The organism is Gordonia sp. IITR100, from assembly GCF_002009645.1.
Taxonomy (GTDB): Bacteria; Actinomycetota; Actinomycetes; order Mycobacteriales; family Mycobacteriaceae; genus Gordonia; species Gordonia hongkongensis.
The window spans coordinates 86,819-112,524 of the sequence record NZ_MVKV01000013.1; the positions used below are offsets into that span (position 1 = coordinate 86,819).

At 68.5% G+C, this 25,706-nt stretch carries 26 protein-coding genes; 19 read left to right on the forward strand and 7 right to left on the reverse strand.

The window, feature by feature from the left end:
- Window positions 1–18 precede the first annotated feature (18 nt).
- From B1818_RS17195 to B1818_RS17225, 7 genes are all read left to right on the forward strand, one after another.
- On the forward strand, window positions 19–324 hold the full coding sequence (locus B1818_RS17195; RefSeq protein ID WP_078113435.1) for a sarcosine oxidase subunit delta: 306 nt from the start codon (window positions 19–21) through the stop codon (window positions 322–324).
- On the forward strand, window positions 321–3,158 hold the full coding sequence (locus B1818_RS17200; protein ID WP_078113436.1) for a 2Fe-2S iron-sulfur cluster-binding protein: 2,838 nt from the start codon (window positions 321–323) through the stop codon (window positions 3,156–3,158). Before B1818_RS17195 ends, B1818_RS17200 begins: the two co-directional genes overlap by 4 nt.
- A complete protein-coding gene (locus B1818_RS17205) occupies window positions 3,151–3,750 on the forward strand; it encodes a sarcosine oxidase subunit gamma (protein ID WP_078113437.1) in 600 nt (199 codons plus the stop codon). The genes B1818_RS17200 and B1818_RS17205 overlap by 8 nt, the downstream gene beginning before the upstream one ends.
- Before the next feature lie 9 nt (window positions 3,751–3,759).
- Window positions 3,760–4,608 carry a formyltetrahydrofolate deformylase gene (purU, locus tag B1818_RS17210; protein ID WP_078113438.1) on the forward strand — a complete coding sequence of 283 codons (849 nt, stop codon included), beginning with the start codon at window positions 3,760–3,762 and terminating at the stop codon, window positions 4,606–4,608.
- Between the two features lie 57 nt (window positions 4,609–4,665).
- Window positions 4,666–7,122 (forward strand): FAD-dependent oxidoreductase, encoded by a 2,457-nt coding sequence (locus tag B1818_RS17215; protein WP_078113439.1) that lies wholly within the window; start codon window positions 4,666–4,668, stop codon window positions 7,120–7,122.
- A gap of 107 nt (window positions 7,123–7,229) precedes the next feature.
- Window positions 7,230–8,045, forward strand: a complete 816-nt coding sequence (locus tag B1818_RS17220) for an IclR family transcriptional regulator (RefSeq protein ID WP_078113464.1) — start codon at window positions 7,230–7,232, stop codon at window positions 8,043–8,045.
- A 58-nt stretch (window positions 8,046–8,103) separates the two neighbouring features.
- Window positions 8,104–9,198: an XdhC family protein gene (locus B1818_RS17225; protein ID WP_058251580.1), complete on the forward strand. Its 1,095-nt coding sequence runs from the start codon at window positions 8,104–8,106 to the stop codon at window positions 9,196–9,198.
- A 12-nt stretch (window positions 9,199–9,210) separates the two neighbouring features.
- On the opposite strand, the gene B1818_RS17230 is transcribed toward B1818_RS17225, so the two are convergent.
- A complete protein-coding gene (locus tag B1818_RS17230; RefSeq protein ID WP_058251581.1) occupies window positions 9,211–9,942 on the reverse strand; it encodes an enoyl-CoA hydratase in 732 nt (243 codons plus the stop codon).
- A gap of 53 nt (window positions 9,943–9,995) precedes the next feature.
- Here B1818_RS17230 and B1818_RS17235 point away from each other — a divergent pair, with 53 nt between their 5' ends.
- Genes B1818_RS17235 through B1818_RS17255 form a run of 5 tightly spaced genes read left to right on the forward strand, consistent with a single transcriptional unit; the run spans window position 9,996 to window position 14,265 of the window.
- Complete coding sequence (locus B1818_RS17235; RefSeq protein WP_078113440.1) at window positions 9,996–11,165, forward strand: NAD(P)-binding domain-containing protein; 1,170 nt, start codon at window positions 9,996–9,998, stop codon at window positions 11,163–11,165.
- A 46-nt stretch (window positions 11,166–11,211) separates the two neighbouring features.
- Complete coding sequence (locus B1818_RS17240; protein WP_058251583.1) at window positions 11,212–11,535, forward strand: helix-turn-helix transcriptional regulator; 324 nt, start codon at window positions 11,212–11,214, stop codon at window positions 11,533–11,535.
- Window positions 11,532–12,146, forward strand: coding sequence for a hypothetical protein (locus B1818_RS17245; protein ID WP_058251584.1), 615 nt, complete (start codon window positions 11,532–11,534; stop codon window positions 12,144–12,146). Before B1818_RS17240 ends, B1818_RS17245 begins: the two co-directional genes overlap by 4 nt.
- The gene (locus tag B1818_RS17250; RefSeq protein WP_058251585.1) at window positions 12,143–13,039 is read left to right on the forward strand and encodes an ABC transporter ATP-binding protein; all 897 of its coding nucleotides are present in this window, start codon (window positions 12,143–12,145) and stop codon (window positions 13,037–13,039) included. Before B1818_RS17245 ends, B1818_RS17250 begins: the two co-directional genes overlap by 4 nt.
- Entirely contained in the window at window positions 13,036–14,265 is a 1,230-nt protein-coding gene (locus B1818_RS17255; protein WP_058251586.1) for an ABC transporter permease, read from the forward strand. Before B1818_RS17250 ends, B1818_RS17255 begins: the two co-directional genes overlap by 4 nt.
- On the opposite strand, the gene B1818_RS17260 is transcribed toward B1818_RS17255, so the two are convergent.
- The gene (locus B1818_RS17260; protein WP_139363042.1) at window positions 14,249–14,509 is read right to left on the reverse strand and encodes a hypothetical protein; all 261 of its coding nucleotides are present in this window, start codon (window positions 14,507–14,509) and stop codon (window positions 14,249–14,251) included. The genes B1818_RS17255 and B1818_RS17260 overlap by 17 nt on opposite strands.
- 400 nt (window positions 14,510–14,909) lie before the next feature.
- Between B1818_RS17260 and B1818_RS17265 the strand changes: the two genes are divergently transcribed.
- Window positions 14,910–16,619, forward strand: coding sequence for an HNH endonuclease signature motif containing protein (locus B1818_RS17265; protein ID WP_078113442.1), 1,710 nt, complete (start codon window positions 14,910–14,912; stop codon window positions 16,617–16,619).
- A gap of 22 nt (window positions 16,620–16,641) precedes the next feature.
- Here the strand turns inward: B1818_RS17265 and B1818_RS17270 are convergent, their stop codons facing one another.
- From B1818_RS17270 to B1818_RS17285, 4 genes are all read right to left on the reverse strand, one after another.
- The gene (locus tag B1818_RS17270) at window positions 16,642–17,931 is read right to left on the reverse strand and encodes a deoxyribodipyrimidine photo-lyase (RefSeq protein ID WP_058251685.1); all 1,290 of its coding nucleotides are present in this window, start codon (window positions 17,929–17,931) and stop codon (window positions 16,642–16,644) included.
- A 14-nt stretch (window positions 17,932–17,945) separates the two neighbouring features.
- The gene (locus B1818_RS17275) at window positions 17,946–18,314 is read right to left on the reverse strand and encodes an FKBP-type peptidyl-prolyl cis-trans isomerase (RefSeq protein WP_058251588.1); all 369 of its coding nucleotides are present in this window, start codon (window positions 18,312–18,314) and stop codon (window positions 17,946–17,948) included.
- Between the two features lie 56 nt (window positions 18,315–18,370).
- The gene (locus tag B1818_RS17280) at window positions 18,371–19,693 is read right to left on the reverse strand and encodes a citrate synthase (RefSeq protein ID WP_078113443.1); all 1,323 of its coding nucleotides are present in this window, start codon (window positions 19,691–19,693) and stop codon (window positions 18,371–18,373) included.
- Window positions 19,694–19,754: 61 nt separating this feature from the next.
- Entirely contained in the window at window positions 19,755–20,705 is a 951-nt protein-coding gene (locus B1818_RS17285; RefSeq protein ID WP_078113444.1) for a carbohydrate kinase, read from the reverse strand.
- A 125-nt stretch (window positions 20,706–20,830) separates the two neighbouring features.
- On the opposite strand from B1818_RS17285, the gene B1818_RS17290 reads away from it, so the two are divergent.
- The 6 genes from B1818_RS17290 to B1818_RS17315 all read left to right on the forward strand — a co-directional run bounded on the left by B1818_RS17290 (window position 20,831) and on the right by B1818_RS17315 (window position 24,599).
- On the forward strand, window positions 20,831–21,496 hold the full coding sequence (locus tag B1818_RS17290) for an allophanate hydrolase subunit 1 (protein ID WP_078113445.1): 666 nt from the start codon (window positions 20,831–20,833) through the stop codon (window positions 21,494–21,496).
- The gene (locus B1818_RS17295) at window positions 21,493–22,365 is read left to right on the forward strand and encodes a biotin-dependent carboxyltransferase family protein (RefSeq protein WP_078113446.1); all 873 of its coding nucleotides are present in this window, start codon (window positions 21,493–21,495) and stop codon (window positions 22,363–22,365) included. Before B1818_RS17290 ends, B1818_RS17295 begins: the two co-directional genes overlap by 4 nt.
- Window positions 22,366–22,491: 126 nt before the next feature.
- Window positions 22,492–22,887, forward strand: a complete 396-nt coding sequence (locus B1818_RS17300; protein WP_035718303.1) for a phage holin family protein — start codon at window positions 22,492–22,494, stop codon at window positions 22,885–22,887.
- Window positions 22,888–23,145, forward strand: a complete 258-nt coding sequence (locus B1818_RS17305) for a DUF3618 domain-containing protein (protein WP_065630768.1) — start codon at window positions 22,888–22,890, stop codon at window positions 23,143–23,145.
- Window positions 23,146–23,210: 65 nt separating this feature from the next.
- Complete coding sequence (locus B1818_RS17310) at window positions 23,211–23,480, forward strand: DUF4235 domain-containing protein (protein ID WP_058251595.1); 270 nt, start codon at window positions 23,211–23,213, stop codon at window positions 23,478–23,480.
- Between the two features lie 54 nt (window positions 23,481–23,534).
- Window positions 23,535–24,599 (forward strand): oxygenase MpaB family protein, encoded by a 1,065-nt coding sequence (locus B1818_RS17315; protein WP_078113447.1) that lies wholly within the window; start codon window positions 23,535–23,537, stop codon window positions 24,597–24,599.
- A gap of 15 nt (window positions 24,600–24,614) precedes the next feature.
- On the opposite strand, the gene B1818_RS17320 is transcribed toward B1818_RS17315, so the two are convergent.
- Window positions 24,615–25,691 (reverse strand): isopenicillin N synthase family oxygenase, encoded by a 1,077-nt coding sequence (locus B1818_RS17320; RefSeq protein ID WP_078113448.1) that lies wholly within the window; start codon window positions 25,689–25,691, stop codon window positions 24,615–24,617.
- Between the last annotated feature and the right edge of the window lie 15 nt (window positions 25,692–25,706).

Genomic DNA, 25,706 nt, shown 5'->3' on the forward strand with positions numbered 1-25,706 from the left:
ACCGCCGAGGACACCACGATGCAGATGATCCGCTGCCCGCACTGCGGGCCCCGCGAGGAAGCCGAGTTCCACTACGGTGCCGCGGCCGGTGTCGCCTATCCCGAGCGACCCGCCGACCTCGACGACACCGCGTGGGCACACTACTTGTTCTTCCGGCCCAATCCCAAGGGGTCGATGACCGAACGGTGGTGCCACACCACCGGGTGCCGCCAGTGGTTCACCGTCGGGCGCGACACCCTCACCTACGCCTTCACCGGCGAATCGGCGCCCTCGCGATCCCGCGCCGGCACGCCGTCCGCGCCCGAACCCGGAGCAACCCGATGAGCACCTCCGCCCCCGACACGCCGCTCGCCCAGCCCTTCCGGACCGGATCGGGCGGGCGTATCGACCGGAGCACCCCGATCGACTTCGTCTTCGACGGGGTCACCTACCGCGGCTACGCGGGCGACACCCTCGCGTCGGCCCTGCTCGCCAACGGGGTGCGGGTGGTCACCACCAGCGTCAACCTCGGGCGCCCGCGCGGCGTCACCGGAGCCTGGGCCGAGGACGCCACCGCGCAGGTCGGCATCGACGCCCCGTTCGTGGAACCGATGGTGCCGGCCACCACCGTCGCCCTGTGTCCCGGCCTCGTCGCCCACGGGGTACCGGGCTGGGGAAAGCTGAGCAGCACCGTCGACGACGCCCGATACGACTCGCTCCACCACCATCCGGACGTGCTCGTCGTCGGTGCGGGCGCCGCGGGCCTGATGGCGGCCCTCAATTGCGCCCGTGGCGGAGCCCACGTTCTCCTGGTCGACGAGCGCAGCGAACCCGGTGGCCGTACTCCCGGCGTCGGCTGGGTGGCCGAAGCCGTCGCCGAACTCGATTCGCACCCGCACGTCACGCGCCTGACCCGTACGACCGCGTTCGGTGCCTACGACGACGGTTTCGTCCTGGCCGTCCAACACCGCACCGACCACCTCGGCAGCGACGCCTCCGCACACCTCTCCCGGCAACGGGTGCACCGTATCCGGGCTCGTCGTCTCGTTCTCGCCACCGGCGCCCACGAGCGACCGATCGTCTTCGCCGGCAACGACGTGCCCGGGGTCATGCTGGCCGGCGCCGGCGGTGACTACCTCAGCCGCTACGGCGTCCGGGTCGGCCGGACGGCCGTGGTCTTCACCGCATGCGATTCCGCCTACACCGCGGCCTTCACGCTCGTCGACGCCGGGGTCTCGGTTCCCGCCGTCGTCGACGTCCGCCCGGCCGTCAGCGCAGACCTGGGCGAGAAGGCCCGCCTGCGCGGCATCCCGATCCTCGCGGGTACGACCGTGATCCGAGCCCACGGCACCGATGCGGTCACCGGGATCGACCTCAGCGACGGCTCGTCCCTGGTCTGCGACACCGTCCTGGTCAGTGGCGGTTGGAATCCGGCGGTACACCTCTGGAGTCAACTGCGCGGAACCATCGCCTTCGACGACCGAGCCGCGACCTTCCTGCCCACGGGAACCGTGTCTAAGACCGAGATCGTCGGTGCCGCAGCGGGTTCGACCACCTTGGGCGACTGCCTGGCCGACGGTCGACGCGGTGCGGTGGCGACCCTCGCCGGACTCGGTATGGCGCCACCGGAGTTGCGCGCCATCCCGCGCGTCACCGAGCGGATTCCGGCCGCGCCGGCCGTCTGCTGGTACGTGCCCGGCAGTCCCGACGACGACACACTCTCGTTCGTCGACCTCCAGCGCGACGCGACCGTCGCCGACATCGCCCGGGCGCTGGGTGCCGGGATGCGATCGGTGGAACACGTCAAGCGCTACACCACCATCGGCACCGGGCACGACCAGGGCAAGACCTCGGGCATCGTCACCTCCGGCATCGTCGCGGAGATGCTCGGCATCCCCGTGAACGACGCCGGCACCACCACCTTCCGTCCTCCATACACCCCGGTGACCTTCGCCGCACTCGCCGGACGTGATCGCGGCGACCGGTACGACCCGGTGCGGCGGACCCCGATCCACGACTGGCACGTCGAGCGCGGCGCCGTCTTCGAGGACGTCGGCCAGTGGAAACGGCCGCGGTACTACCCGCGTGGCGGCGAGAACATGCACGACGCGGCCCTCCGCGAATGCGCCTCCGTACGAACGGGAGTGGGAATCCTCGACGGCTCCACCCTCGGCGTGATCGATGTCGCCGGGCCCGACGCCCCGGCCTTCCTCGACCTGCTCTACACCAACATGATGAGCACCCTCGCAGTCGGCAAGGTCCGCTACGGCGTCATGTGCGGCGCGGACGGCATGGTGTTCGACGACGGCACCGCGATGCGGATCGCCGACGACCGCTACACCCTGTACACCACGACCGGCAACGCCGCGGCCGTCCTCGACTGGATGGAGGAATGGCATCAGACCGAATGGCCGGACCTCCGGGTGTGGATGACCTCGCTGACCGACCAGGTGGCCACGTTCCCGGTGGTCGGCCCACGCTCGCGCGACGTGGTGGGCACCGTGTTCCCCGATCTCGACGTCTCGAACGATGCGTTCGGGTTCATGACGTGGCGGGACACCACCTTTCGCGGCGTGCCCGTGCGGATCGGGCGGATCAGCTTCTCCGGGGAACTCGCCTACGAGGTGAACGTCGGGGCCGGTTATGCCCAAGCGGTGTGGCAGGCACTCATCGACGCCGGTGAACCGCACGCCATCACCCCCTACGGGACCGAGACGATGCACGTCCTGCGCGCCGAGAAGGGCTATCCCATCATCGGCCAGGACACCGACGGCACCGTCACGCCCCACGACCTCGGGATGAGCTGGGTGGTCTCGAAGAAGAAGCCGGACTTCATCGGCAAGCGATCATTCGCGCGTGAATCCGCGACGGCGCCCGACCGCAAGCACCTCGTCGGACTGCTGCCGGTCGACGGCAGCACCCGGCTCCCCGAGGGTTCGCAGATCATCTCCCACCGCGTCGACCGCACCCTGCCACCGCCGCCGGTGCCGATGCTGGGGCACGTGACGTCGAGCTATCGCAGCGCCGAGCTGGACCGCCCGTTCGCCCTTGCGCTGGTGAAGGGCGGTCGCGACCTCATCGGCAGCCGGCTCGATGTCCCCATCGGCGACACGCTGTGCGAAGTCGAGATCACCACAACCGTTTTCGTCGACGCGGAAGGAGCCCGACGCGATGGCTGACACCACCGTGCACTCTCTGCCGGACACCGGCGCGCTCGAACCGGTCCCACCGTTGCAGAACTGGTCGGCGCGACTCGCCGAACTGGCCCCGGCCGTACTGCTGCGCCCGACCCCGGTGGCGCAGACGGTGATCCGACCGACTGAACCCGTCGCGGCGGAGCAGCTCGACCTGCCCGGCGCCTGCCGAATGACGCGCGACGGGGACACCACGGTCGTCTGGCTGGGTCCCGACGAGTATCTCGCCTACGCGGCCGGCATCGCACCGCACGAGTTCGCCGCGGCGATGGCCGACCGTGCGCAGGGCGGCGCGTATGTCGCCGATGCCTCCGGCCAGCGCACCCGCCTCGTCGTCGGCGGCCCGCACGCCGAGACGATCCTCGCCCACGGTTGCGCGATCGATCTGTCGCCGAGGACCTTCGGGCCCGACGACGTGGCCCAGACACTGCTGGCCCAGGCCGCGGTGATCGTGCATCGCGTTCCCGACGGATTCGCCCTCCTCGTCCGCAACTCCTACGCCGACTACCTCGCCGCGTGGCTCGTCGACGCCGCCACCGAGTACGCCATCGTGCCCGCTCCTTCCCCGCTGCCGTAGAGGAACCCCATGTCTCACCGATTCACCCTCACCCTGCGATGCCCGTCGCGCAGCGGCGTCACGCACGCGATCAGCTCGTTCCTCTACAGACACGGTTGCGAGGTGCTCGACCATCAGCAGTACGACGACCCGATGACCCACACCCTGTTCGTGCGAACCGAATTCGCGTCCGCCCACGAGTCCGGCTCGCAGCAGCTGTCGGCAGCCTTCGATCATCTCGCCAGCGGCCTGGGCGCCGAGTTCTCGATCAACGACCAGACGCCGCGGCGGATCCTGGTGATGGTCTCTCGACTCGGGCATTGCCTCAACGACCTGATCTTCCGCTGGCGGTCGGGCACCCTCGGCGGCGAGCTCGTCGCGGTCGCCTCCAACCACACCGACCTGGCCCCGATGACCGAATCGGCCGGCCTTCCGTTCCACCACCTCCCGGTCTCCCCGGAGACCAAGCCGGCGGCCGAGAACGCGATGCTCGACCTGGTGTCGTCCTACGACGTCGATCTGGTCGTCCTCGCCCGGTACATGCAGATCATCTCCGACGAGACCTGTTCGGCCTTGCGTGGCCGGGCGATCAACATCCATCACTCGTTCCTGCCGGGGTTCAAGGGCGCCAAGCCCTATCACCAGGCGCACCAGCGCGGCGTCAAGTACGTCGGCGCCACCGCGCACTACGTGACCCCCGATCTCGACGAAGGCCCGATCATCGAGCAGGAGGTCATCCGCATCGACCACACGCATGATCCGCGGCGCCTTGCCACCGTCGGCAGCGACGCCGAGGCACTCGCCCTGTCGCGCGCCGTGCGGTGGCACAGCGAGTACCGGGTGCTGATGAACGGGACCAGCACCGTCGTCTTCACCTGACCGGCCCCGGACCCGGCTCCTACAGACCCCACACCTGCCCGAAAAGGATTGTTCCCCATGGCTGCACCGAAAGTCGTGATCGTCGGCGCCGGCATCGTCGGTACCTCACTCGCCGACGAGCTCACCCAGCGCGGTTGGACCGACGTCACCGTCCTCGACCGCGGCCCGCTCTTCGCCACCGGCGGGTCGACGTCGCACGCGCCGGGCCTCGTCTTCGCGACGAATCCGTCCAAGACGATGACCGCGCTCGCCTCCTATACGATCGAGAAGTTCTCCGCGCTCGCTCATCCCGACGGTTGGTGCTTCAACCCGGTGGGCGGACTGGAACTGGCCACCACCCTGGAACGGTGGGAGGACCTGCATCGCAAGGCCGGGTGGGCGGCCGCTCGTGGCATCGAACACCGACTCGTCGACCCCGCGGAATGCGCTGCGATGCATCCGCTCCTCGAACGCGACGCCGTCCTCGGCGGGCTGCACACGCCGAACGACGGCCTCGCGAAAGCGCTGCGCGCGGTCGAGGCCCAGGCCCGCCGCGCGATGGCGCGCGGCGCCGAGTTCCGTGGCGGACAAGAGGTCATCGACGTGGTCGAGGCCAACGGCGAGGTGCGCGGGGTGCGCACCACGACCGGAGTCGTCGACGCCGACATCGTGGTGTGCTGCACCGGTTTCTGGGGCCGCGAATTCGGCCGCCGGGTGGGACTGACCATCCCGTTGGTACCGATGGCCCATCAATACGCGATCACCACCCCCGTCGCCTCTCGCAGGGGCGTCAACTCCGCTTTGGCCGAGGCGACGTTGCCGATCCTGCGCCACCAGGACCGCGACCTGTACTACCGCGAACACGGCGACCGGATCGGCATCGGCTATTACGGTCACCGGCCGATGCCCTCGGACGTGGGCGATCTGGACCACGACACCGCGATCACATTGGCGGACATGCCCTCCAAGCTCATGTTCACCCCGGAGGACTTCGACGACGCGTGGCAGCACTCGGTGGCCCTGCTACCCGAACTCGGCAACGGCAAGGTCGAGGAGGGCTTCAACGGGATCTTCTCGTTCACCCCCGACGGCCATTCGGTCATGGGCGAACATCGCGACCTGGCCGGTTTCTGGGTCGCCGAGGCCGTGTGGGTGACCCACTCGGCGGGCGTCGCGAAGACGATGGCGGAGTGGATGATCGACGGCACCCCCGGTATAGACGTCCACGAGACCGACCTGTACCGCTTCGAAGACGACGCACTCACCGACGACTTCATCCTCACCACGAGTTCGCAGGCCTTCGTGGAGGTCTACGACATCATCCACCCGCACGATCAGCGCAAGGCCCCGCGCAACGTGCGTCTCAGCCCGTTCCACGACCGCGAGGCCGCACTCGGCGCCGAGTTCTGGGAGAGCGGGCTCTGGGAACGACCCGCCTGGTACGAGGCCAACCGTCCGCTGCTCGATCAGAAGCTCGCCGACGGGCTCGTCATACCGGAGCGCGACAGCTGGTCGGCCCGGCACTGGTCGCCTGTCTCCGTCGCCGAGGCGGCGCACACCCGCAGCCACGTCGCGATGTACGACATGACCCCGCTGACCCGGTTCGAGCTGTCGGGTCCGGGTGCGCTCGCCCTTCTCCAACACCTCACCACCAACAAGATGGACAAGTCCGTCGGCTCGGTGACCTACACGCTGATGCTCGACGAGAAGGGCGGCATCCGTTCGGATCTGACCGTCGCCCGGCTCGCCGCCGACGTGTTCCAGGTGGGCGCCAACGGTCCGCTGGACTTCGACTGGATCAACCGGCACCTCCCGGCGGACGGCTCGGTCGTCCTGCGCGACATCACCACGGCCACCTGCTGTCTCGGTCTCTGGGGCCCGCTGGCGCGCGACGTGCTGGCACCGCTCACGCCGGCCGACCTCACCAACGACGGCCTCCGCTACTTCCGTGCGCTCACCACCACCGTGGCCGGAATCCCGGTGACATTGATGCGGGTCTCGTACGTGGGCGAACTCGGTTGGGAGATCTACACTTCCGCGGCCGACGGACCGGCGCTGTGGGACGCGGTGGCAGCGGCGGGCGATCCCCACGGCATCATCGCGGCCGGCCGGATCGCCTTCAACAGCCTGCGGATCGAGAAGGGTTATCGGGCGGCCGGTTCCGACATGACCACCGAGCACACGCCCGCTGCTGCCGGGCTCGGTTTCGCCATCCGCAAGACCGCGGACGACTTCCTCGGCCGCGCCGCCCTGGCCGAGCGTGATGCGCCGAACACGCTGCGCACCCTGCGTTTCGTCGATCCGGCGGCGGTCGTCCTGGGCAAGGAGCCGGTATCGGTGGGCGGCCGGGTCGTCGGCTACGTCACCAGCGCCGGGTGGTCGGCGACGGTCGGCGCGTGCCTGGCCTACGCCTGGTTGCCCGCCGACCTCCCCGACGACACCTCGGTCGACGTCGCCTACCAGACCACCCATCACACGGCCGTCGTCATCGCCGACCCGGTGGTCGATCCTCAGATGACCCGGACCCGGAGATGAGCGGTTCCGGGTACCCACCGACGCCCGTGACCCGCCCGGGACGGCTTGCCGCGGTTCGCGACGCGGTTCCGGTCCCACCCGCCCCGACCGGTACCCTGGGCGCTGCGATGACTGAGCAGAGTGCGGAGACCGAACGTCCGGGGGGCGCGGTCGATCGGGCACTGCAGGTGTTGGAGCTCATCGGGTCCGCCGGGTCGGCCGGCATCACCGAACTCGCCAACGAGCTCGGCGTCCACAAATCCACCGTCTCCCGAATCGTCTCCTCACTCGAGGCACGCGGTTTCGTCGAGCAGGTACCGGACGGTCGCAAGTACCGGATCGGCCTCACGGTGGTCCGCCTCGCCGGGTCGACGATGGCAACCCTCGACATGACCAGATGTGGGCAGGACACCTGTGACGCGCTGGCCGCGCAGACCGGTGAGACCACCAATCTCGCCGTCCTCGCCGAGTCGCAGGCGATCAACGTCGTCGAGGCCAAAGGACCGTCCGCGGTCGCCCTCCGCACCTGGGTGGGCCAGGCCTCCCCCGCTCACGCGACGTCCTCGGGGAAGGTCCTGCTCACAGGTCTGTCCGAAGACGAGGCGCGCGAGACCTTCGCGGGCGGGTTGACCAGGTTCACCGACCACACGGTCGTCGACATCGACGACCTCGTCGCCGACCTGCGCGAGGTCGAGCGCCGGGGTTGGGCGATGGCGGTGGAGGAACTCGAGGTCGGGCTGGTGGCGATTGCCGCACCGGTACGCGATCACACGGGCACCATCGTGTGGGCCCTGAGCGTCTCCGGCCCGCGCTATCGGCTCGACCCGGACGACACGGAGGAGCTGACCGCGACCGTCGTCTCCGCGGCCGCCGATCTCAGCCGCATGTTCGGCTACCGTGCGGCGGGTTCGGCCAGCGCCCCCGGGATCATCGAGAAGTCGTGACGTCGGCCGGCCGCCGCCCACGTGGCCGCAGTCGGGGAGATCTGGTCCACTGGAGTACATGCGCGACGTCCTGCGGTCCCTGACCGAACTCCTCGACGGCGACGACGCGCGTCCGGTGGCACTCTGCCGGGTTGTCGGCGCGTCGGGATCGGCACCCCGCGAGCTCGGCGCGGCCATGATCGTGACCGAGGACGACACCGTGATCGGTTCGGTGTCCGGTGGCTGCGTCGAATCAGCTCTCGTGCACACCGCCCGCGACGTCCTCGCCGACGGGGTCGCGATCGTCGAACAGTACGGCGTCGACGATCCCGACAGTCCCGCGCCGGGTCTGACCTGCGGCGGGCAGATCGAAGTTCTCGTCGAACGTGTCGCACCGAGCAGCGGTCGGCGCGGCCAGCTCGACCGACTCGCGGCGGCGATCGACGCCGGCGAACCCGTCTCGTGGGCCACGACCCTCACCGACGAGACCGACTGGTACTTCGCCACCGCCGCCTCACAGCAGCCGTGGCGCCGCCTCGACCGCGACGTCGCCGACCTCCTTGCCACCGGCCGGACCGGCCTCATCGGCGTCGACGACTGCGATGCCCCGTCCGACGAACGTCCCCGGACCTTCGTGCAGACCTTCGGGCCGCCGGCCCGGTTGATCCTGGTCGGCGCCAACGACTTCGTGCGTGCACTCAGTTCTATCGGGGCCGGCCTCGGCATGCGGGTGACGGTCGTCGACGCACGACCGGTGTTCGCCACCCCCGAACGCTTCCCCGACGCCGACGAGGTCGTCGTCTCCTGGCCGGATCGCTATCTGGCGGAACAGATCCGGGACGGCCGGGTGGGTCCGTCGACGGCGGTCTGCGTGATGACGCACGACCCGAAGTTCGACGTCCCGACCCTGCAGGTGGCACTCGGCTGCCGGCAACTCGGCTTCGTCGGTGCACTCGGGTCGCGGCGGACGGTCGCCGATCGCGACCAACGCCTCCGCGAGGCGGGCGTCGACGACATCCAACTCGCCCGGCTGCGCTCACCCCTGGGCCTCGATCTCGGCGGACACACCCCGGGCGAGGTCGCAGTCGCCATCTCGGCGCAACTCATCGCCGAGCGGCACGGCGCCACCGGCGCACCGCTGCACGCCGGCGACGGACCGATCCACCGCCGGTAGCGTCCCTCCGGGTCAGGACCCGGTGAACCGCGGCGGACGCTTCTCGGCCCGGGCCGCACGGCCCTCCCGCAGGTCGTCGCTCTCCCACGCGCGCATCATCGCCGCCGCCCGATCCTCGGGCGCGGCGTCGCGCGCACCGTCGCCGTTCAGCACGAGCTTGTAATGCTGCAGCGTCAACGGGGCGAGGCCGGCGATCGTGTCCGCCCAATGCTGCGCGTCGGCGAGGTCGCCGATGCGGTTGGCGAACCCGAGTGCGTGCGCACGGTCGGCGGTCAGCGGATCGCACCCGATCAGCATCCCCCGGGCCTGCCCCGCCCCCACCAGCGACACCAGGCGTCGGATGGTCCATTCATCAACGGCGACACCGAGTTTCGCCGCCGGTATGCCCGCAATCGCATCCGGCGCCATCACCCGGAGGTCGGCGGCCATCGCCAGCTGCAATCCTGCGCCGATCGCGGAGCCGTTCAGCGCCGCCAGCACGGGCACCGGGGATGACTCGATCTTCTTCAGGGTCCCGACGAGGGTGTCGAGAAAGCCCTTCTCGTACACGGGACCGGACAGGTCGGCGCCGGCACTGAACACCGGCCCCCGCCCGGTCACCACGATGGCGCGCGCGCCGGACGCGAGGGCGGCGTCGAACGCATCGGACAGGCCGGCGAGCATCTCGTCGTTCAGGGCGTTGCGCTTGTCGGCCCGGTCCAGCTCGATCGTGACGACCGCCCCGTCGGTGGTGGAGTGAATCATGGGCCCCAACCTACCCACCGCACCCATTCGACACGTCGTGACAAGGTGGGGACGTGCAGATCTCCCCGGCCGGCGCAGCGCCCGCACCGCACTCGGATGTGTTGATCATCGGCGGCGGACAGGCCGCACTGTCGGCGGCCTATTTTCTCGAGCGGTTCGGCCTCGGCGATCGCTACCAGATGCTCGACCACGCCCCCGGGCCCGGCGGGGCCTGGCAGTTCCGGTGGCCGACGCTCACCCTCGCCACCGCCAACCGCGTCCACGACCTGCCGGGGTGGGGCCTCGTCGAGGCTCTCGGCCTGGACTGTGATGAGCTCCCGGCGGCCACCGCCGTCCCCGAGTACTTCGGGCGGTACGAGGAGAAGTTCGGTCTGACCGTGCATAGACCCGTGCACGTGCGCGCCGTGCGCCGCGAGGACGACGGCTTCCGCGCCGAGCTGGGCGACGGCGGGTCGGTCACCTCGAAACTCATCGTCAACGCCACCGGCACCTGGGACCGTCCGTTCATCCCACATATCCCCGGGGCCGCCGATTTCCGCGGCCGGCAGCTGCACACGCACGACTACACCTCGCCCGCGGAGTTCGAGGGCAAGCGGGTCCTGGTCGTCGGCGCGGGCATCTCCGCCATCCAATTGTTGATCGAGATCGCCCGGGAGGCGCCCGGCAGCGAGACGTTCTGGTGTTCCCGGCGCGAGCCCGTCTTCAACCCGGAACCGTTCACCCCCGAGCAGGGGCGCGAGGCCGTCGCCCGCGTCGAACGGCGGGTGCGCGCCGGGCTCCCACCCACCTCGGTGGTGTCGGTGACCGGGCTGGCACTCACCCCCGCGATCGCGGCCGCGCAGCGCGACGGAATCCTCGCGTGGCGCCCGATGTTCACACGCATCACCGAGACCGGGGTGTGCTGGGACTGCGACGGACCATCCGGCGACTCCCCCGATCACCCGGACGTCCCGGAGCACCTGGATGTCGACGTCATCTTCTGGAACACCGGTTTTCGCAGCGCCATCGACCATCTCGCCCCGTTACGCCTGCGCGCGCCGGGTGGCGGCATCACGATGGCCGGCCGCCTCGCGACGGTCGTCGACGCCGATCCCCGGATCCAACTGCTCGGCTACGGCCCGTCGGCCTCGACGATCGGGGCCAATCGCGCCGGGCGGGAGGCGGCACGGGTCGCGGCCGAGCTGCTCGGGGTGCCCTTACGCTCTTCTGGGAACACGGCGTAGTTGTCACCACTTGACAAGGTGTTGTGTTTTCACAACACTGAGTCAGGTGAGTCCAATACGCCGTGGGGAAAAGCTCCCCATCTACAACCGCATCGGCGTGCTGCGGGCGGAGCGTCGGATGTCGCGGGCCGAACTCGCCGCAGTCGTCGGCATCAACGTCCAATCGGTGGGCGCACTCGAGCGCGGCGACAACTACCCCAGCCTCGACCTGGCGTTCCGCATCTGCGACGTCTTCGATTTACCGGTGGAGGCGGTGTTCAGCCGGCACGAGTTCGAGGCGATGTCGTCGGCGCTGTACCGGCGCCAATCGTCGCCCCGTCAAGAACTGCACCCAGCCACCCACACCGACGAGTCCGGAGGTGAACGATGAACGACCCCAATTCGGCCATCCCCGAGGAGGCCACACCCGCCCTCTGGCGCCGCTACGAGGAGTGGCGGGGCCGCCGGCACCAGGAGTTCAACGACAAGAACGCACACCGCCTCACCTCGTGGCGCACCCGGCGAACCTATCGACGACTCGTGCTCGTGCAGGCGTTCTTCGCCATCCTGCTGATCCTCAGCTCGATTCTCGCGTTCTTCGACACCGGTATCTTTCTGGTGCCCTTCCTGATCGGACTCGCCGGCATCATCACGACCCTGTACCTGACGCGGATCGTCACCGGGTCGATCGCCGACACGCCGGTCACCGCTCTCGATGAGATCCAGGTGGCGCAACGCAATTCGGCGCGTTCCATCGGTTTCACCGTTCTGTACAGCCTGATGTTCATCCCGTACGCGGTGCTGGTCGTCCTCAGCTTCGACGACCAGGTGTCCGGCCAGGCGGTCTACGGATCGGCCATCCTGCTCATCACGCTCGTCCTGGCCGCGATCTGCGTACCGACCATGCTCACCGCCTGGTGGATGGCGGATCCGGACCCCGAGGATCTCGAAGCACTGCCATCGGATACGACAACCATTCCCAGTGAGGAGAGTGCGCAATGACCGCACCACTGATCGTCGACGGGCTCCACAAACGGTATGGAGACCTCATCGCGCTGCGCGACATGACCTTTTCCGTCGACCCGGGTGAGATCTTCGGGTTCGTCGGCAGCAACGGCGCCGGCAAGTCCACCACCATGCGCATCATCCTCGGCGTGCTGGCCGCCGACGCCGGAGAGGTTCGCCTCGGCACCCAGCCGATCGACCTCGATCTGCGTCGTCGAATCGGGTACATGCCCGAGGAGCGAGGCCTGTACCCCAAGATGAAGGTCGGCGAACAGCTGACCTTTCTCGCACGGCTGCACGGGATGTCGGCGGCCGAGGCGCAGGATTCCGTCCAGCGGTGGACCGATCGCCTCGGCGTGGGCGCCCGCCACGACGACAACGTCGCCGACCTGAGCCTCGGCAACCAGCAGCGGGTCCAGCTCGCCGCCGCCCTGGTCCACGATCCCAGCGTCCTGGTGCTCGACGAGCCGTTCTCGGGCCTGGACCCCGTCGCCGTCGACGTGATGAGCGACGTGCTCAAAGAGAAGGCTGCCGAGGGCATCCCGGTGATCTTCTCCTCGCACCAACTCGACCTCGTGCAGCGACTCTGCAACCGGGTGGGCATCATCGCGCGCGGTGAGATGCGCGCGCTCGGCACGGTCGACGACCTGCGTGCACGCGAGGGCATCACCCTCGAGATCACCGGGCCGCGTGCTGATGTCGCGTGGGCCGACTCCCTGCCCGGCGTCCGCGGCGTCGACTACGGCGAGACGACCCGCCTGCTGATCGACCCTGAGATCGCCGACGATCAGCTGATCCTGGCGACCGCCCTCCAGAACGGGCCGGTGCACCGGTTCGCGACCTCGACCCCGTCCCTGACCGACCTGTTCCGAGAGGTGGTTTCCGCATGACCACGCTACCCGACACCCCGGTGGCAACCACCGGTTCCGATCCGAGAGCATCTGCCGCACAGGCGATCCGACTCGTCGCCGGCCGCGAGATCACCACGCGCGCCAAGACCAAGTCCTTCGTCGTCAGTACCGCGCTGCTGATGATCGTGATCGTCGCCGGGTCCATCATCATCAACCTGTTCTCCGGCGGCGACGACGTCGAAAAGGTCGCCGTCGTGGGTCAGCCGGCCGCCGTCGCCGAATCCATCGTCTCCGTCGGTGAGGCCTCCGGCACGACGATCGCCACCGAGCCGGCCGACACCGTCGAACAGGCACGCGATCGGGTCAACAGCGGCGACGTGAAGGCCGCGCTGGTGCCCGGAGAGACGCCGGGATCGTATGTGATCATCACCAAGGACAGCCTCGAACCGGCTGTGGAGGGCCCGATCCGCACCGCGGTGTCGCAGGCGAATCTCTCTGCGGCACTGGCCGAACGCGGTGTCGATGCCGCCACCCTGCCGACCGTGGACATCTCGGTCTCGCAGACCGAACCGGACAACCCCGACGAGGGACAGCGCCTGCTCATCGCGATGGTCGGCGTGGTGCTGCTCGTCACCGCGATCATGATGGGCGGCACGATGGTCGCCGTCGGCGTCGTCGAGGAGAAGACGTCGCGCGTCGTGGAACTGCTCCTGGCGACCATCAAGCCGCTGCATCTGCTGTGGGGCAAGATCATCGGCATCGGTGTGGTCGCCCTCGGGCAGGTGGTGCTGCTCGGTGCCACCGCGCTGATCGCGGGCACCGCGACCGGAATCCTCACCCTTCCGGGCGCCGCCATCGGGATGTTCGCGGCGGTGATCGCCTGGTTCCTGCTCGGCTTCCTGTTCTTCTCCTCGCTCTACGCGGCAACCGGGGCCATCGTCTCCCGGCAGGAGGAGCTGAACTCGTCGTCCGCGCCGCTGACATTCCTTGCGGTGGCGGTGCTGTACTCCGGCATCTTCGGTGTGCAGGCGATGGATTCGACGTTGATCGAGGTGCTCAGCTGGATACCGCCGTTCAGCGCGGCACTCATGCCGATGCGCATCGCGACCGGTGACACCGATGCCGTCCAGATCATCGTCACCTTCGGCCTGATGGGCGCCGCGTGCGCGGCCGCCACGTGGATCGCCGCGCGGATTTACCAGCGGTCCATCCTGCGCACCGGCTCGCGGATCGGCTGGGGCGAGGTACTCAAGCTCGCCCGCTGAGCCTGAGGAGCGAGCTTGCGAGCGTCACCCTCCGATCCCTGAGGAGCGAGCTTGCGAGCGTCACCCTCCGATCCCTGAGGAGCGAGCTTGCGAGCGTCACCCTCCGATCCCTGAGGAGCGAGCTTGCGAGCGTCACCCTCCGATCCCTGAGGAGCGAGCTTGCGAGCGTCACCCTCCGATCCCTGAGGAGCGAGCTTGCGAGCGTCACCCTCCGATCCCTGAGGAGCGAGCTTGCGAGCGTCACGAAGGGTCCTGTTGCGATGCGTGACAGGACCCTTCGCCGCGCCCTCCGCTGGTCGAGCCGATACCCCCCTGCGCTGGTTGAGCCGGCAACGAGCCGCTAGGCGAGTCGCCCACCCCCGCTGGTTGAGCCGGCAACGAGCCGCTAGGCTAGTCGCCCACCCCCGCTGGTTGAGCCGGCAACGAGCCGCTAGGCGAGTCGCCGTGTCGAAACCACTCGGCGACCCGACGATCTCAACCGTCGCCAACCCGGACGACACCACACCGCAACGCCCAGAATCTATTTCGTCGACAACGATGTCACTCCTGTGGAGACTCAACCGGACTTGTCGGTGGCCGGGTTTACATTGTTTTTCAACGGATCACCTGGTCGCAGCGGGTGACAGAAGAGGCGTCGGGGGGGCGTGGTGAAGGCATGGACCGATCTACCGGGCGAGTACATCGCCGGGGTCGATCCTGCCCACGCCGCCGAGACCGACATGGTCATGTTGATGGCCGGCCTCGACGCCACCCGGCGCGGCGAGTCCTACCTCGCCTGGCACCGCTATCAGACGATCGCGGCGATGACCGACCGCCTGATCACCACCAGCGCGTCCGGGTTCGTGATGGACGGCCATGCTGACTGCGCGGCCCGCATCGCCCGCCAGGCCGGGGTGTCCCGCCGGCATGCCGAGACCCTGATCGATGAGGCGATCGCGCTGCGGGATCGGCTCCCCGAGGTTGCCGACACGTTGCGTGACGGGGTCCTGTCGCAGTGGCAGATCCGGCTGATCATCTCCCGCACCGAACTGATCCCCACCGATGACCCGATCACCCCCGCGTTGGATGCCGAGATCGCCGACACTGTGCGTCGCCGAAAAGGCGTGTGGGATCGGGCGCGCCTGCGCGACATGGTCGACCGCCTCGTGTTCCGCCACGACCCCGACGCGGTACGCCAACGCCGCAAAGACGCGATGGATCAGCGTGGGGTGTGGACCCACGAACTGCCCGACGGCACCGCCGAACTCACCGCCGTCATGTCGGCGGAAAACGTGCGGATCTCGGCCAAAGCCGTCGCCATCCTCGCCGACACGGTCTGTCAGCGAGACGCCCGCACCCAGGGGATACGACGATCCGATGCGATGTTCGCGCTGTTGACCCGCACCAGCTTCGACTGCCAGTGCGACGACGACGATCCCTGCACTGCCGACATCCCGGATCCACAGAGCGTCCTCGACGCGGTCCGCGCCGAGATCGTGATCCATGTGGTCACCGATGCCGCCACCCTGGCCGGGGCACCCGGGGTCGGGTTCCTCGACGAACACGGCATCATCAGCGACGAACACGTCCGTGACCTCGCCGCCCGCCCCGACGCCACGCTGTCCCCGGTCACCCCCGCCCGCACCCAACCCACCTACGTGGCCGGCAGCACCGCCGACGATGCAGCACAGCGAACAGCCCATCGCCCCGCGCCGGCTGACACAGTCGAGTCGACTGTCCACGGCGGCACTGATGTCGAAGCAGCCGAACCCGGTGATGTCGGCGGGACCGGTGGCCTCGCCGCGGGCGTAGCAGTGGTGTATCCGGCGACCCATCCCGGCAACGGGTACCGGCCCACTTCGTCGTGCGCGGATTTCGTGCGGGTGCGGGACGGCTATTGCACCGAACCCGGCTGCACCCGTTCAGCATTCGCCTGCGATCTCGACCACGTCACCGAATACGACCACACCGACCCCGCCCGCGGTGGGGCGACGTCGAGTGAGAACCTCAACGCCAAATGCCGACCTAGTCACCTGTTCAAAACCCACGGGGACTGGGTCGATGTGCAATACCGCGACGACGACGGCCGCCTGGTCACCGAATACGAAACCCCCGAAGGGGTCACCCTGCCCGGCGATGCCGAAACGCTGGAAGACACCTTCCCCAACCTGCGGCGGATCCGGTTCGAGCAAGCCGCCCAAGCCCCACCCACACCACACGTCATCACCTCCGACGACAACCCGGACCGCACACACAGCCGACTGGACGCCAAACTGGCCCGCCGGCGACAAGAACGCGCCCGAAACAAGAAACGACGCGAGGCCGAACTCGAAGCCGACCGTCGCGACTTCCTCAAGAACCCGCCACCATTCTGACGGACTCGTCCTCTGAGGTCAGCTAGATCTGGCCGAAACGGCGGAGCGCTTCCTCGCGCTCGGCCTTGTGATCGACCATCGGCTCGGGATAGTCGTCGGCGTCGACGTCACCGACCCAGCGTCGGATGTACTCGCCGTCGGGATCGAACTTCTTGGCCTGCGCCTCGGGGTTGAACACCCGGAAGTACGGCGCCGCATCGGTTCCCGTACCGGCGGCCCACTGCCAGCCGTGGTTGTTCGACGCCATGTCACCGTCGATGAGCTGCTCGAGGAACCATTCCGCTCCCCACCACCACGGCAGGTGCAGGTCCTTGACGAGGAAGGACGCGGTCACCATGCGCACCCGATTATGCATGTACCCGGTCTCCGCGAGCTGACGCATCCCGGCGTCGACGAGCGGAAAACCGGTACGCCCTGCCTTCCACGCGTCGAAACGCTCGTAGGCCTTCTTGTCGGTGTCGAGGTCGATGCCGTCGAACTGTCGATTCCAGTTGTGCCACAAGCTATGTGGCCAGTGGAACAGCACGTCGGCGTAGAAGTCGCGGAAGGCGAGTTCGCGTAGATACGCTTGCGGCCCCTTGCCCTTGCCGAGATCGGCGGCCATCGTGCGGGGATGGATGTTGCCGTATTTGAGATACGCCGACATCCGGCTGGTGCTGTCACCCGCGGGATCGTTGCGGCCGGAGTCGTAGTCGGCGAGACCGTTGTCGACGTACTCGGCCCACCGCTCGAGCGCCGCGTCTTCACCGGCGGGCAACGACAAACCGGTCGGCGACTTCGGTACCTTGATGCGCCCGGTCTTCGTCAGGTCCGACGGGTCGACGATCTCCTTCGCAGGCACCGACGAGTCGGCGGGCGCACGCCAGCCGTGGTCACGCCACCGCTTGAAGTACGGGGTGAACACCTTGTACGGCTCCCCGTCGTCTTTGGTGACGCGACCGGGTGAGACGAGGTACGGCGACCCGGTCGCCACGAGCTCGATGTCGCCGAGCGCGTCGGCGACGGCCTCGTCGCGTCGGCGGCCGAACGGGGCGAAGTCCTCGGAGATGTGCACCCGTTCGGCGTCGACCGCTCGGGCCAGCTTCGGGATCTCGACCTCGGGTCGGCCCCGCACGACCAGCAGCTTGCCGTCGAGCTTGTCGTCCAGTTCCCGCAGGGAGTCGAACAGGAACGCGAGCCGCCGCTCGCCCGCGGACTTCTCCAGCCGCGGGTCCACCACAAAGCACACGAGGACCGACGAATCGGTCCTTGAGGCGGCCGCGGCGAGCGGCGGGAGGTCACTCAGGCGTAGATCGCGCCTGAGCCAGACCAGTTCGGTGGCGGACGTCAGCCCACTCCGAGCAGGTCGATGACGAACACGAGGGTCCGTCCCGAGAGACGGTGTCCGGCACCGGCGGAGCCGTAGGCCAGCTCGGGCGGAACCGTCAGCTGGCGGCGTCCGCCGACCTTCATCCCGGGGATGCCTTCCTGCCAGCCCGGGATCAACCGGTCCAGCGGGAAGTTGGCCGACTGGCCGCGATCCCACGACGAATCGAACTCTTCGCCCGTCTCGTAGTCGACCCCGACGTAGTGGACGTCGACGATGCCGCCGCGAGCGGCTTCCTCGCCCTCGCCGACGATGAGGTCGGAGATGGTGAGGTCGGCCGGCGGGGGTCCCGCCTGGAACTCGACCACTGGCTTCTCGGTGCTGGTCACTGGACTCTCCTTTGAGTCGGGTGTTCGGCGGTCAGGCGGTGCGTCGGAACGGTCGCTCAGCGATCGCCCATCTGCACGTAGTCGCGTTCGGTGTAGCCGGTGTAGAGCTGACGCGGACGGCCGATCTTGGTGGTCGGGTCCTCGTGCATCTCGCGCCAGTGCGCGATCCATCCCGGCAGGCGTCCCAGCGCGAACAGCACGGTGAACATGCGCGTCGGGAAGCCCATCGCACGGTAGATGACACCGGTGTAGAAATCCACGTTCGGGTACAGCTTGCGCTCGATGAAGTAGTCGTCGTTGAGGGCGACCTCTTCGAGACCCTTGGCGATGTCGAGCAGGTCGTCCTGCACGCCAAGCGATTCCAGGATCGTGTCGGCGGTCTTCTTCACGATGGCGGCGCGCGGGTCGTAGTTCTTGTAGACGCGGTGACCGAAGCCCATCAGCTTGACGCCGGCCTCCTTGTTCTTCACCCGCTTCATGAAGTCCTTGGTGTCGCCACCGTCGGCCCGGATGTCGTCGAGCATCTCGAGCACGGCCTGGTTGGCGCCGCCGTGCAGCGGGCCCCAGAGCGCGTTGATGCCGCCGGAGATCGACGTGAACAGGTTGGCCTGCGACGAGCCCACCAGGCGGACGGTCGAGGTGGAACAGTTCTGCTCGTGATCGGCATGCAGGATGAACAGCATGTCGAGGGCCTTGGCGACCTCGGGGTTGACCTCGTAGGGCTCCGCGGGGAAGCCGAAGGTCATCCGCAGGAAGTTCTCGACGAGGCTCAGCGAGTTGTCGGGATACAGGAACGGCTGTCCCGCCGACTTCTTGTACGCGTACGCCGCGATGGTCGGCAGCTTCGCGAGGAGGCGGATCGTCGACAGCTCGACCTGCTCGTCGTCCTTGGGATCGAGCGAGTCCTGGTAGTAGGCCGACAGCGCGTTGACCGCACTCGACAGCACCGGCATCGGGTGCGCGTTGCGGGGGAATCCGTCGAAGAAGCGCTTAAGGTCCTCGTGCAGGAGGGTGTGGCGCTGGATCTTGGTGGTGAAGTCCTCGAGCTGCGACGGAGTCGGGAGCTCCCCGTAGATGAGCAGGTAGCTCACCTCGATGAAGGTCGACTTCTCGGCCAGCTGGTCGATCGGGATTCCGCGGTAGCGCAGGATGCCGGCGTCACCGTCGATGTAGGTGATGGCCGACTTGGTCGACGCGGTGTTCACGAAGCCACCGTCGAAGGTGGTCAGATTGGTCTCGGCCAGGAATTTGCCGAGCGCGACCGAGTCGGTGCCCTCGGTGGCCTTCAGGATCGGGAGCTCCAGCTGTCCACCGGGGTAGGTGAAGGTCGCTGAGGCCGTGTCGGACGCCTGGTCGGCTGGGACTGTTTCAGCAGACACACGAACCCCTTATTCAGATCAGAGATTTTTACAGTGACCGGGTAGGACACACAGGTACAACCTAGTCGCTTCTCAGCTCGCCCGCCCACGGAGGGTCGGCGCCGGGCCTCGAGACCGTCACCGCAGCCACGTGAGCTGCGAATTCAGCCGCTTCCCGCCACTGCTGGAGGGTCAGGGATCGCACTGCTCCGGGCGTGAGTCGACCACGCCGATCCAGGTGGTTGACAAGGCCCCCGAGCACGCTGTCCCCGGCACCGATCGTGTCGACGACGTCGACGGCCGGCGCCGGCGAACTCACCTCACCGACCGCGGTCCGGACGGTGATGCCCGAGGCTCCCGCCGTGGTGACCACCGCGGCGACGCCGTCGGCCAGCCAGTCTGTCGTCGAACTTCCCGCGGACCCCTTGTTGAGCCAGGCCGCGTCCTCGTCGGACAGTTTGACCACGTCCACCGACGACATCCAGCTCCGGAAGCGCCGACGATAGGCCTCGGGGTCCGCGATGACCGCGGGCCGGATGTTCGGGTCCAACACCACGACTCGGCCCTCGGCCCGGCATCTGCGCATCAGGTTCTCGTACACCGTGGCACCGGGCTCCAGGACCAGAGATAGGGTCCCGAAGGTCACCGCCGCCACCGTCGGCGGCAGTGCGCCGGGATCGCCGATCGCGCGATCCGCGGTGCCCTCCACATAGAAGGAGTAGTGCGCCGAACCGTCGTCGGCGATGGTCGCCAGGGCCAACGAGGTGGGCTCGTCACGACGCTGGACCAACGCGGTTCCCACGCCGGCGGCCCGGAGTGCGTCGAGGACCGCATCGCCATAGGTGTCGGTGGACACCGCGGACAGCAGAGAGACCGCACTCCCCAACCGGCCCAGCGTGATTGCCACATTGAACGGGCCACCCCCGAGGGCGGGCTGCAACGGCGCCAGAGCGCCGGCGGTCGCGTCGTGCCGGCCACCGCCCTGCTGTACGACATCGACGAGCGCCTCACCGCAGACGACGATCTCTCTCACTGTCTCTCCTCACGTTCCGCGTCGGCCATCCCGCGCCCGTCCTCTCTGAGTCTGCCACCGGACGCAGGCCCCTCCGCCCGAGTTCAATCGGTGGGACACCGTGTCGCGCGGGGTAAGTTCGTTGGATGCACGAACTGCCGGCGGGCCCCGACGCGGTGGTCCTCGACTTCTCGGCCGACGACTCACCGTCGGCCGCCGTACTCAGCGCGGTCGCGGCGCTCCGCGAAGCGATCCGGGGTGGTGAACTCCCCGAGGTCACCGACCTCGTGCCCAGCGCGCACACCGTCCTGGTCCAGGCCCGTCCCGGCCGCGGGCTGGACGAACTCGGTGTCCGCCGGGCGCTCCGGCGTCGGAAGCGCGCGGGCGATCCCGACACCCACAGCACCCACGAGATCGTCATCCCGGTCGTCTACGACGGTGCCGACCTCCCGGATGTCGCTGCAACACTGGAGATGACGACCGACGAGGTGATCGGGCTGCACTGTCGCACCCGATGGCGCGTCCAGTTCATGGGCTTCGCACCGGGTTTCGGGTATCTCGTCGCCGACGACGAGGCAGCGCATCCGTTCGACGCCGTCGGCCGACGCCGGGAGGCCCGCACGAATGTTCCGGAGGGGTCGGTCGCGATTGCCGCCGGGTACAGCGCGGTGTACCCGAGGTCGAGTCCCGGCGGGTGGCAGTTGCTGGGCCGCACCCATGTTCGGCTGTGGGATGCCGGTGCCGATCCCCCCGCCCGGCTCGCTGCGGGCCGGGTGGTCCGCTTCGTCGACGCCGGACGCGACGACACATGACCTCGCTGACCGTTCTCGCGACGGGACCCCTCGCGACTGTTCAGGACCACGGCCGACCCGGCTACGCCGATCTCGGTGTCCCCGGTTCCGGCGGTGCTGATCGTGGGGCCCTCGCGCTGGCCAATCGCCTTGTGGGCAACGCGGAGTGGGCGGCAGTCGTCGAGACGACGCTGGGCGGGTTCCGGGCATGCGTCGACGCCGACGTCCTGGTGGCGGTCACCGGGGCGGATACCGTGGTGCGCCACAACGGAGTCCCCGCGGGGCTCGCCGCGGCACTGGTACTGCGCGGCGGTGACGAGCTGGCGCTCGACACCCCTGGCTGGGGGTTGCGCAACTACATCGCCGTGCGGGGTGGGATCGACGTCGAGCCCGTACTGGGTTCCCGGTCGACCGATACGCTGTCCGGGCTCGGACCGCCACCTCTCGGCACGGACGACCGTCTGCCCGTGGGCGATGCGGCCGGCGACTGGCCCACCACTCTGTCCGCCCCCGCCGACCGCGAGCACCCGCGTGTCGTCGTGCTGGAGTGCCACGAGGGCCCGCGGGCCGGACATCTCGAGTTGCCGTCCGACCTGTTCGTCGGAACGTGGCTGGTCGGATCCGACAGCAATCGGGTCGGGGTGCGGATCGACCGCGCGGAGGGATCGGCGCAGCCGCTCCTCGCCCATCGCGCCGGCGCCGCCGAACTCCGTTCGGAGGGGATCGCCCACGGGTCGGTCCAGGTCCCGCCCAGTGGCCGTCCGGTGATCTTCCTCGCCGATCACCCGGTCACCGGCGGCTACCCCGTGGTGGCGGTCCTCGCCGCGGGCGCGGTGGACCTGGCCGCGCAGCTGGTGCCCGGATCGGAGATCCGATTTCGTCGGTGCTGATCGGAGATCCGATTTCGTCGATGCTGATCGGAGATCCGATTCCGTCGGTGCTGATCTCGCGGACACGACGTTTCGGCTTCGACCGCCGCGGGAATGCATACGAGCGTCCCGATAGGAGGTACGAGCGTGAGTGATCCGTCTGTGAACGACTTGTCGACCGTGCAACTCGTCGAACGTCTGCAACAGCAGACGACGACCCTGGTGAAGACCGAACTGCAGCACGCCGTCGCGGAGATGAAGGGCAAGGGCACCCGGATCGGGGTGGGTGCGGGGATTTCCGGCGCGGGCACGCTGCTGGTGTTGTTCGGCCTCGGCACGCTGGTCGCGGCGGCCGTGCTCGGACTGGCGAACGCCGTGCCGGCGTGGCTGGCAGCGGTGATCGTCGGCGTCGTGCTGCTGGTCATCGGCGGGGCCGCCGCGGCGATCGGCGCCAAGCGCGCGAAATCCGCTGTGCCCCCGGCACCGGAGCGAACCGTCGAGAGTGTCCAGCGTGACGTGGCGACTGTGAAGGAGCACCTGTAGATGAGTGAGACACATCCCGACCAGAATCCGACCGACGATCCGCCGCCGATCGAACAACAGCGGGAGGAGCTGGCCGAGACGGTCGACGCTCTCGCGGCCAAGCTGGATGTCCCGGCGCGGGTGAACGAGGCGGCGTCGAAAACCGCGCATACCGCGCAGGTGAAGGCCCAGGAGAACCAGACCGTGTTGATCGGTGCGGCCGTCGCCGCGGTGGTGGCGCTGGGCGCGTTCATCGTGATCCGCCGCCGTCGTCGCTGACCGGCCGTCGTCGCTGAGAGTCCGCCGTCGGACGGTTGTAGTCGAGCCAAGAGCAAGGAGCTGTCATGAGTGCCGTATCGAAGGCGATGTACAAACCGATGTCCCTCGCGACCAGCGTGCTCGGCGGTATCGCCGCCGGCGCGGTGTTCGGGCAGATCTGGAAGCGGATCTCCGACGACGAGTCGGCGCCCGATCCCAAGGATCTCGAGCGCAGCAACACCGAGGTTCTCGTGGCCGCCGCGCTGCAAGGACTCGTGTTCGGTCTCGTTCGCGCCGCCGTCGACCGCGCCGGAGCGCGCGGGTACCGGGCGGTGACCCACGAGAATCCGGAGTGACTCCCGGTAGACCTCGGTTGACACCCGAGTGAGACGAACCTATCGTTTCGTCTCATGGCCGAGGTTCTGCACGCTTCCCAGGACACCTGTCCCGTCGACGCCGCGTCGGCCGAGGCCACCTGCCCGGCCGGCGCGGCGTCGTCGGCGACACACGGCTACGAACCCCTTGGCCCGGATTCGCTGACCTGGCAGATCTGGGGGACCTGGACGGGGATGTTCCAAGGTCTGTGGGCCGGGTCGATCCAGAACATGCATCCCAAGCTGGGTGCGGCGGTGTGGGACCACTCGGACTTCTTCGGCGAACGGTGGCAGCGCCTGATGCGCTCCCTGTACCCGATCAGCGGCGTCGTCTTCGACTCCGTCATCCCGGGTGCCCGGACGGGGGAAGAGGTGCGCGACTACCACCTCACCGTCAAGGGCACCATGGAGGACGGGTCCCGCTATCACGCATTGGATCCCGACGTCTTCTACTGGGCCCACGCCACGTTCTGGTACGGCAACGTCCGACTGTGCGAACGCTTCGGCCCCTTCCTCACCGAGGACCAGAAGCGTCAGCTCTTCGAGGAGTCCAAAGCATGGTACGCCCAGTACGGCGTCTCCATGCGTCCCGTCCCGGAGACCTACGAGGACTTCCTGGAGTATTGGGACCACATGTGCCGCAACGTGCTTCGTGATCACGTGTCGGTCCGCACGGTCCTCGACATCACCCAGCTGCCGCCCCCGCCGTTCCTGAGCTTCGTCCCGACGTGGCTGTGGGACCGGTACCTGGTGCCGCAGAACCAGAAACTGTTCATGTGGCTGACCACCGGGTTCTACGACGAGCCGATCCGCGAGATCCTCGGGCTCGAGTGGACCGACAAGGACGAACGTCGATTCCGTCTGGTGGGTAAGGGCATCAACCTCGTGATGCACAAGCTCCTACCCAAGCGGGCACTGCGCCACCCCCGACCGCGCGATGCGTGGGATCGCGTGCACGGCAAGGTCGCCGTGGATGCACCGATCGTGCACACGCCCAAACGCAATCTTCCGCCGCAGAGCGAGCGCGGCAACCCGATGCACTATTGCCCGGTGACCGCGGCACGGCGGGCGTCGTACCCGGGTGTGCTCACCGCGGACTGACATACGCCCGAACGACTACTGCTGCCCCTGACTCCGGCGCATCGCCTGCCGGACGCGGCCCGCCTCACGACTGGCATGCGGATTGGGACGCCCCGCGCGCGAGCCGGCGAGCTTGGCGCCGATGTGCTCGCCGACGGTGATCGGCGAATAGCGACTGCCGGCTCCGACGCACGACGGCAGCGTCGTGATCATGGCGTCGAGGTTTCCGTCGTGGAAGTAGGCCGCCGATCGACGCCGCTCCACCGTGCCGTCGACAACCGGCGGCTTCACCCGATGCAGGGTCGACGTCCAGCGCTCGTTGGTCCAGCGCGCCATGAGGTCACCGAGGTTGATGAGCAGGGCACCGTCGGCGGGGGTCACGTCGTGCCATACACCGCCCTGGTCGAGGACCTGGAGACCCCTGACCTGGTCGGCCCACAGCACCGTCACGATGCCGTAGTCGGTGTGCTCCCCCATGCCGGTCAGCTCGCCGTCGAGTTCGATCTCGCCCGGGGGCAGGGCGTAGTTGTTCATCCGCAGCACGTCGAGCGAGTGGTCGGTGAATCCCTCGAAGAAGTCCGCGGGCAGGTCGAGGGCGTCGGCGAAGATCCTCGTCAGAGTGTGCGCGACGCGTCTGGCCTCGCCGAAGTACGCCGAGACCGCCGCCTGGAAGTGGGCGACCGCCGGCCAGGTGTTCGTCGCGTACTGGTCGGCCGGCAGGTCGAGTTCGGGGTACTGCGTCGCCTCGACACCGACGTTGAACGCCTCGAAGAAGTCGTTCATACGCCCTGCGGACTCGACGCCCAGCGACAGGGAGAGAGACTCCGACTTCGGTGGTGCGTATCCCCGGTTGATCTCGGGAGGCGTGCGGTAGGTCTTCTTCAGCTCGAGTGGAAGGGCGAAGAAGTCGTCCATGACCGCGGTGAACTCGTCGATCACCGCCGCCGGTATCTCGTGCCCCACGACCTGGATGAAGCCGACCGAACTCGCCGCGTCGTCGAACCTCGCCGCGACCACGGCCCGATCGGCGGGATCGCCGTTCCGCGTATACGGCGAGATGTCGATGAGCGGCACGTCGAATCCGGTGGCAGGGGCGGCGGTCATGGCGTCCATGGTGGCACCGATTGC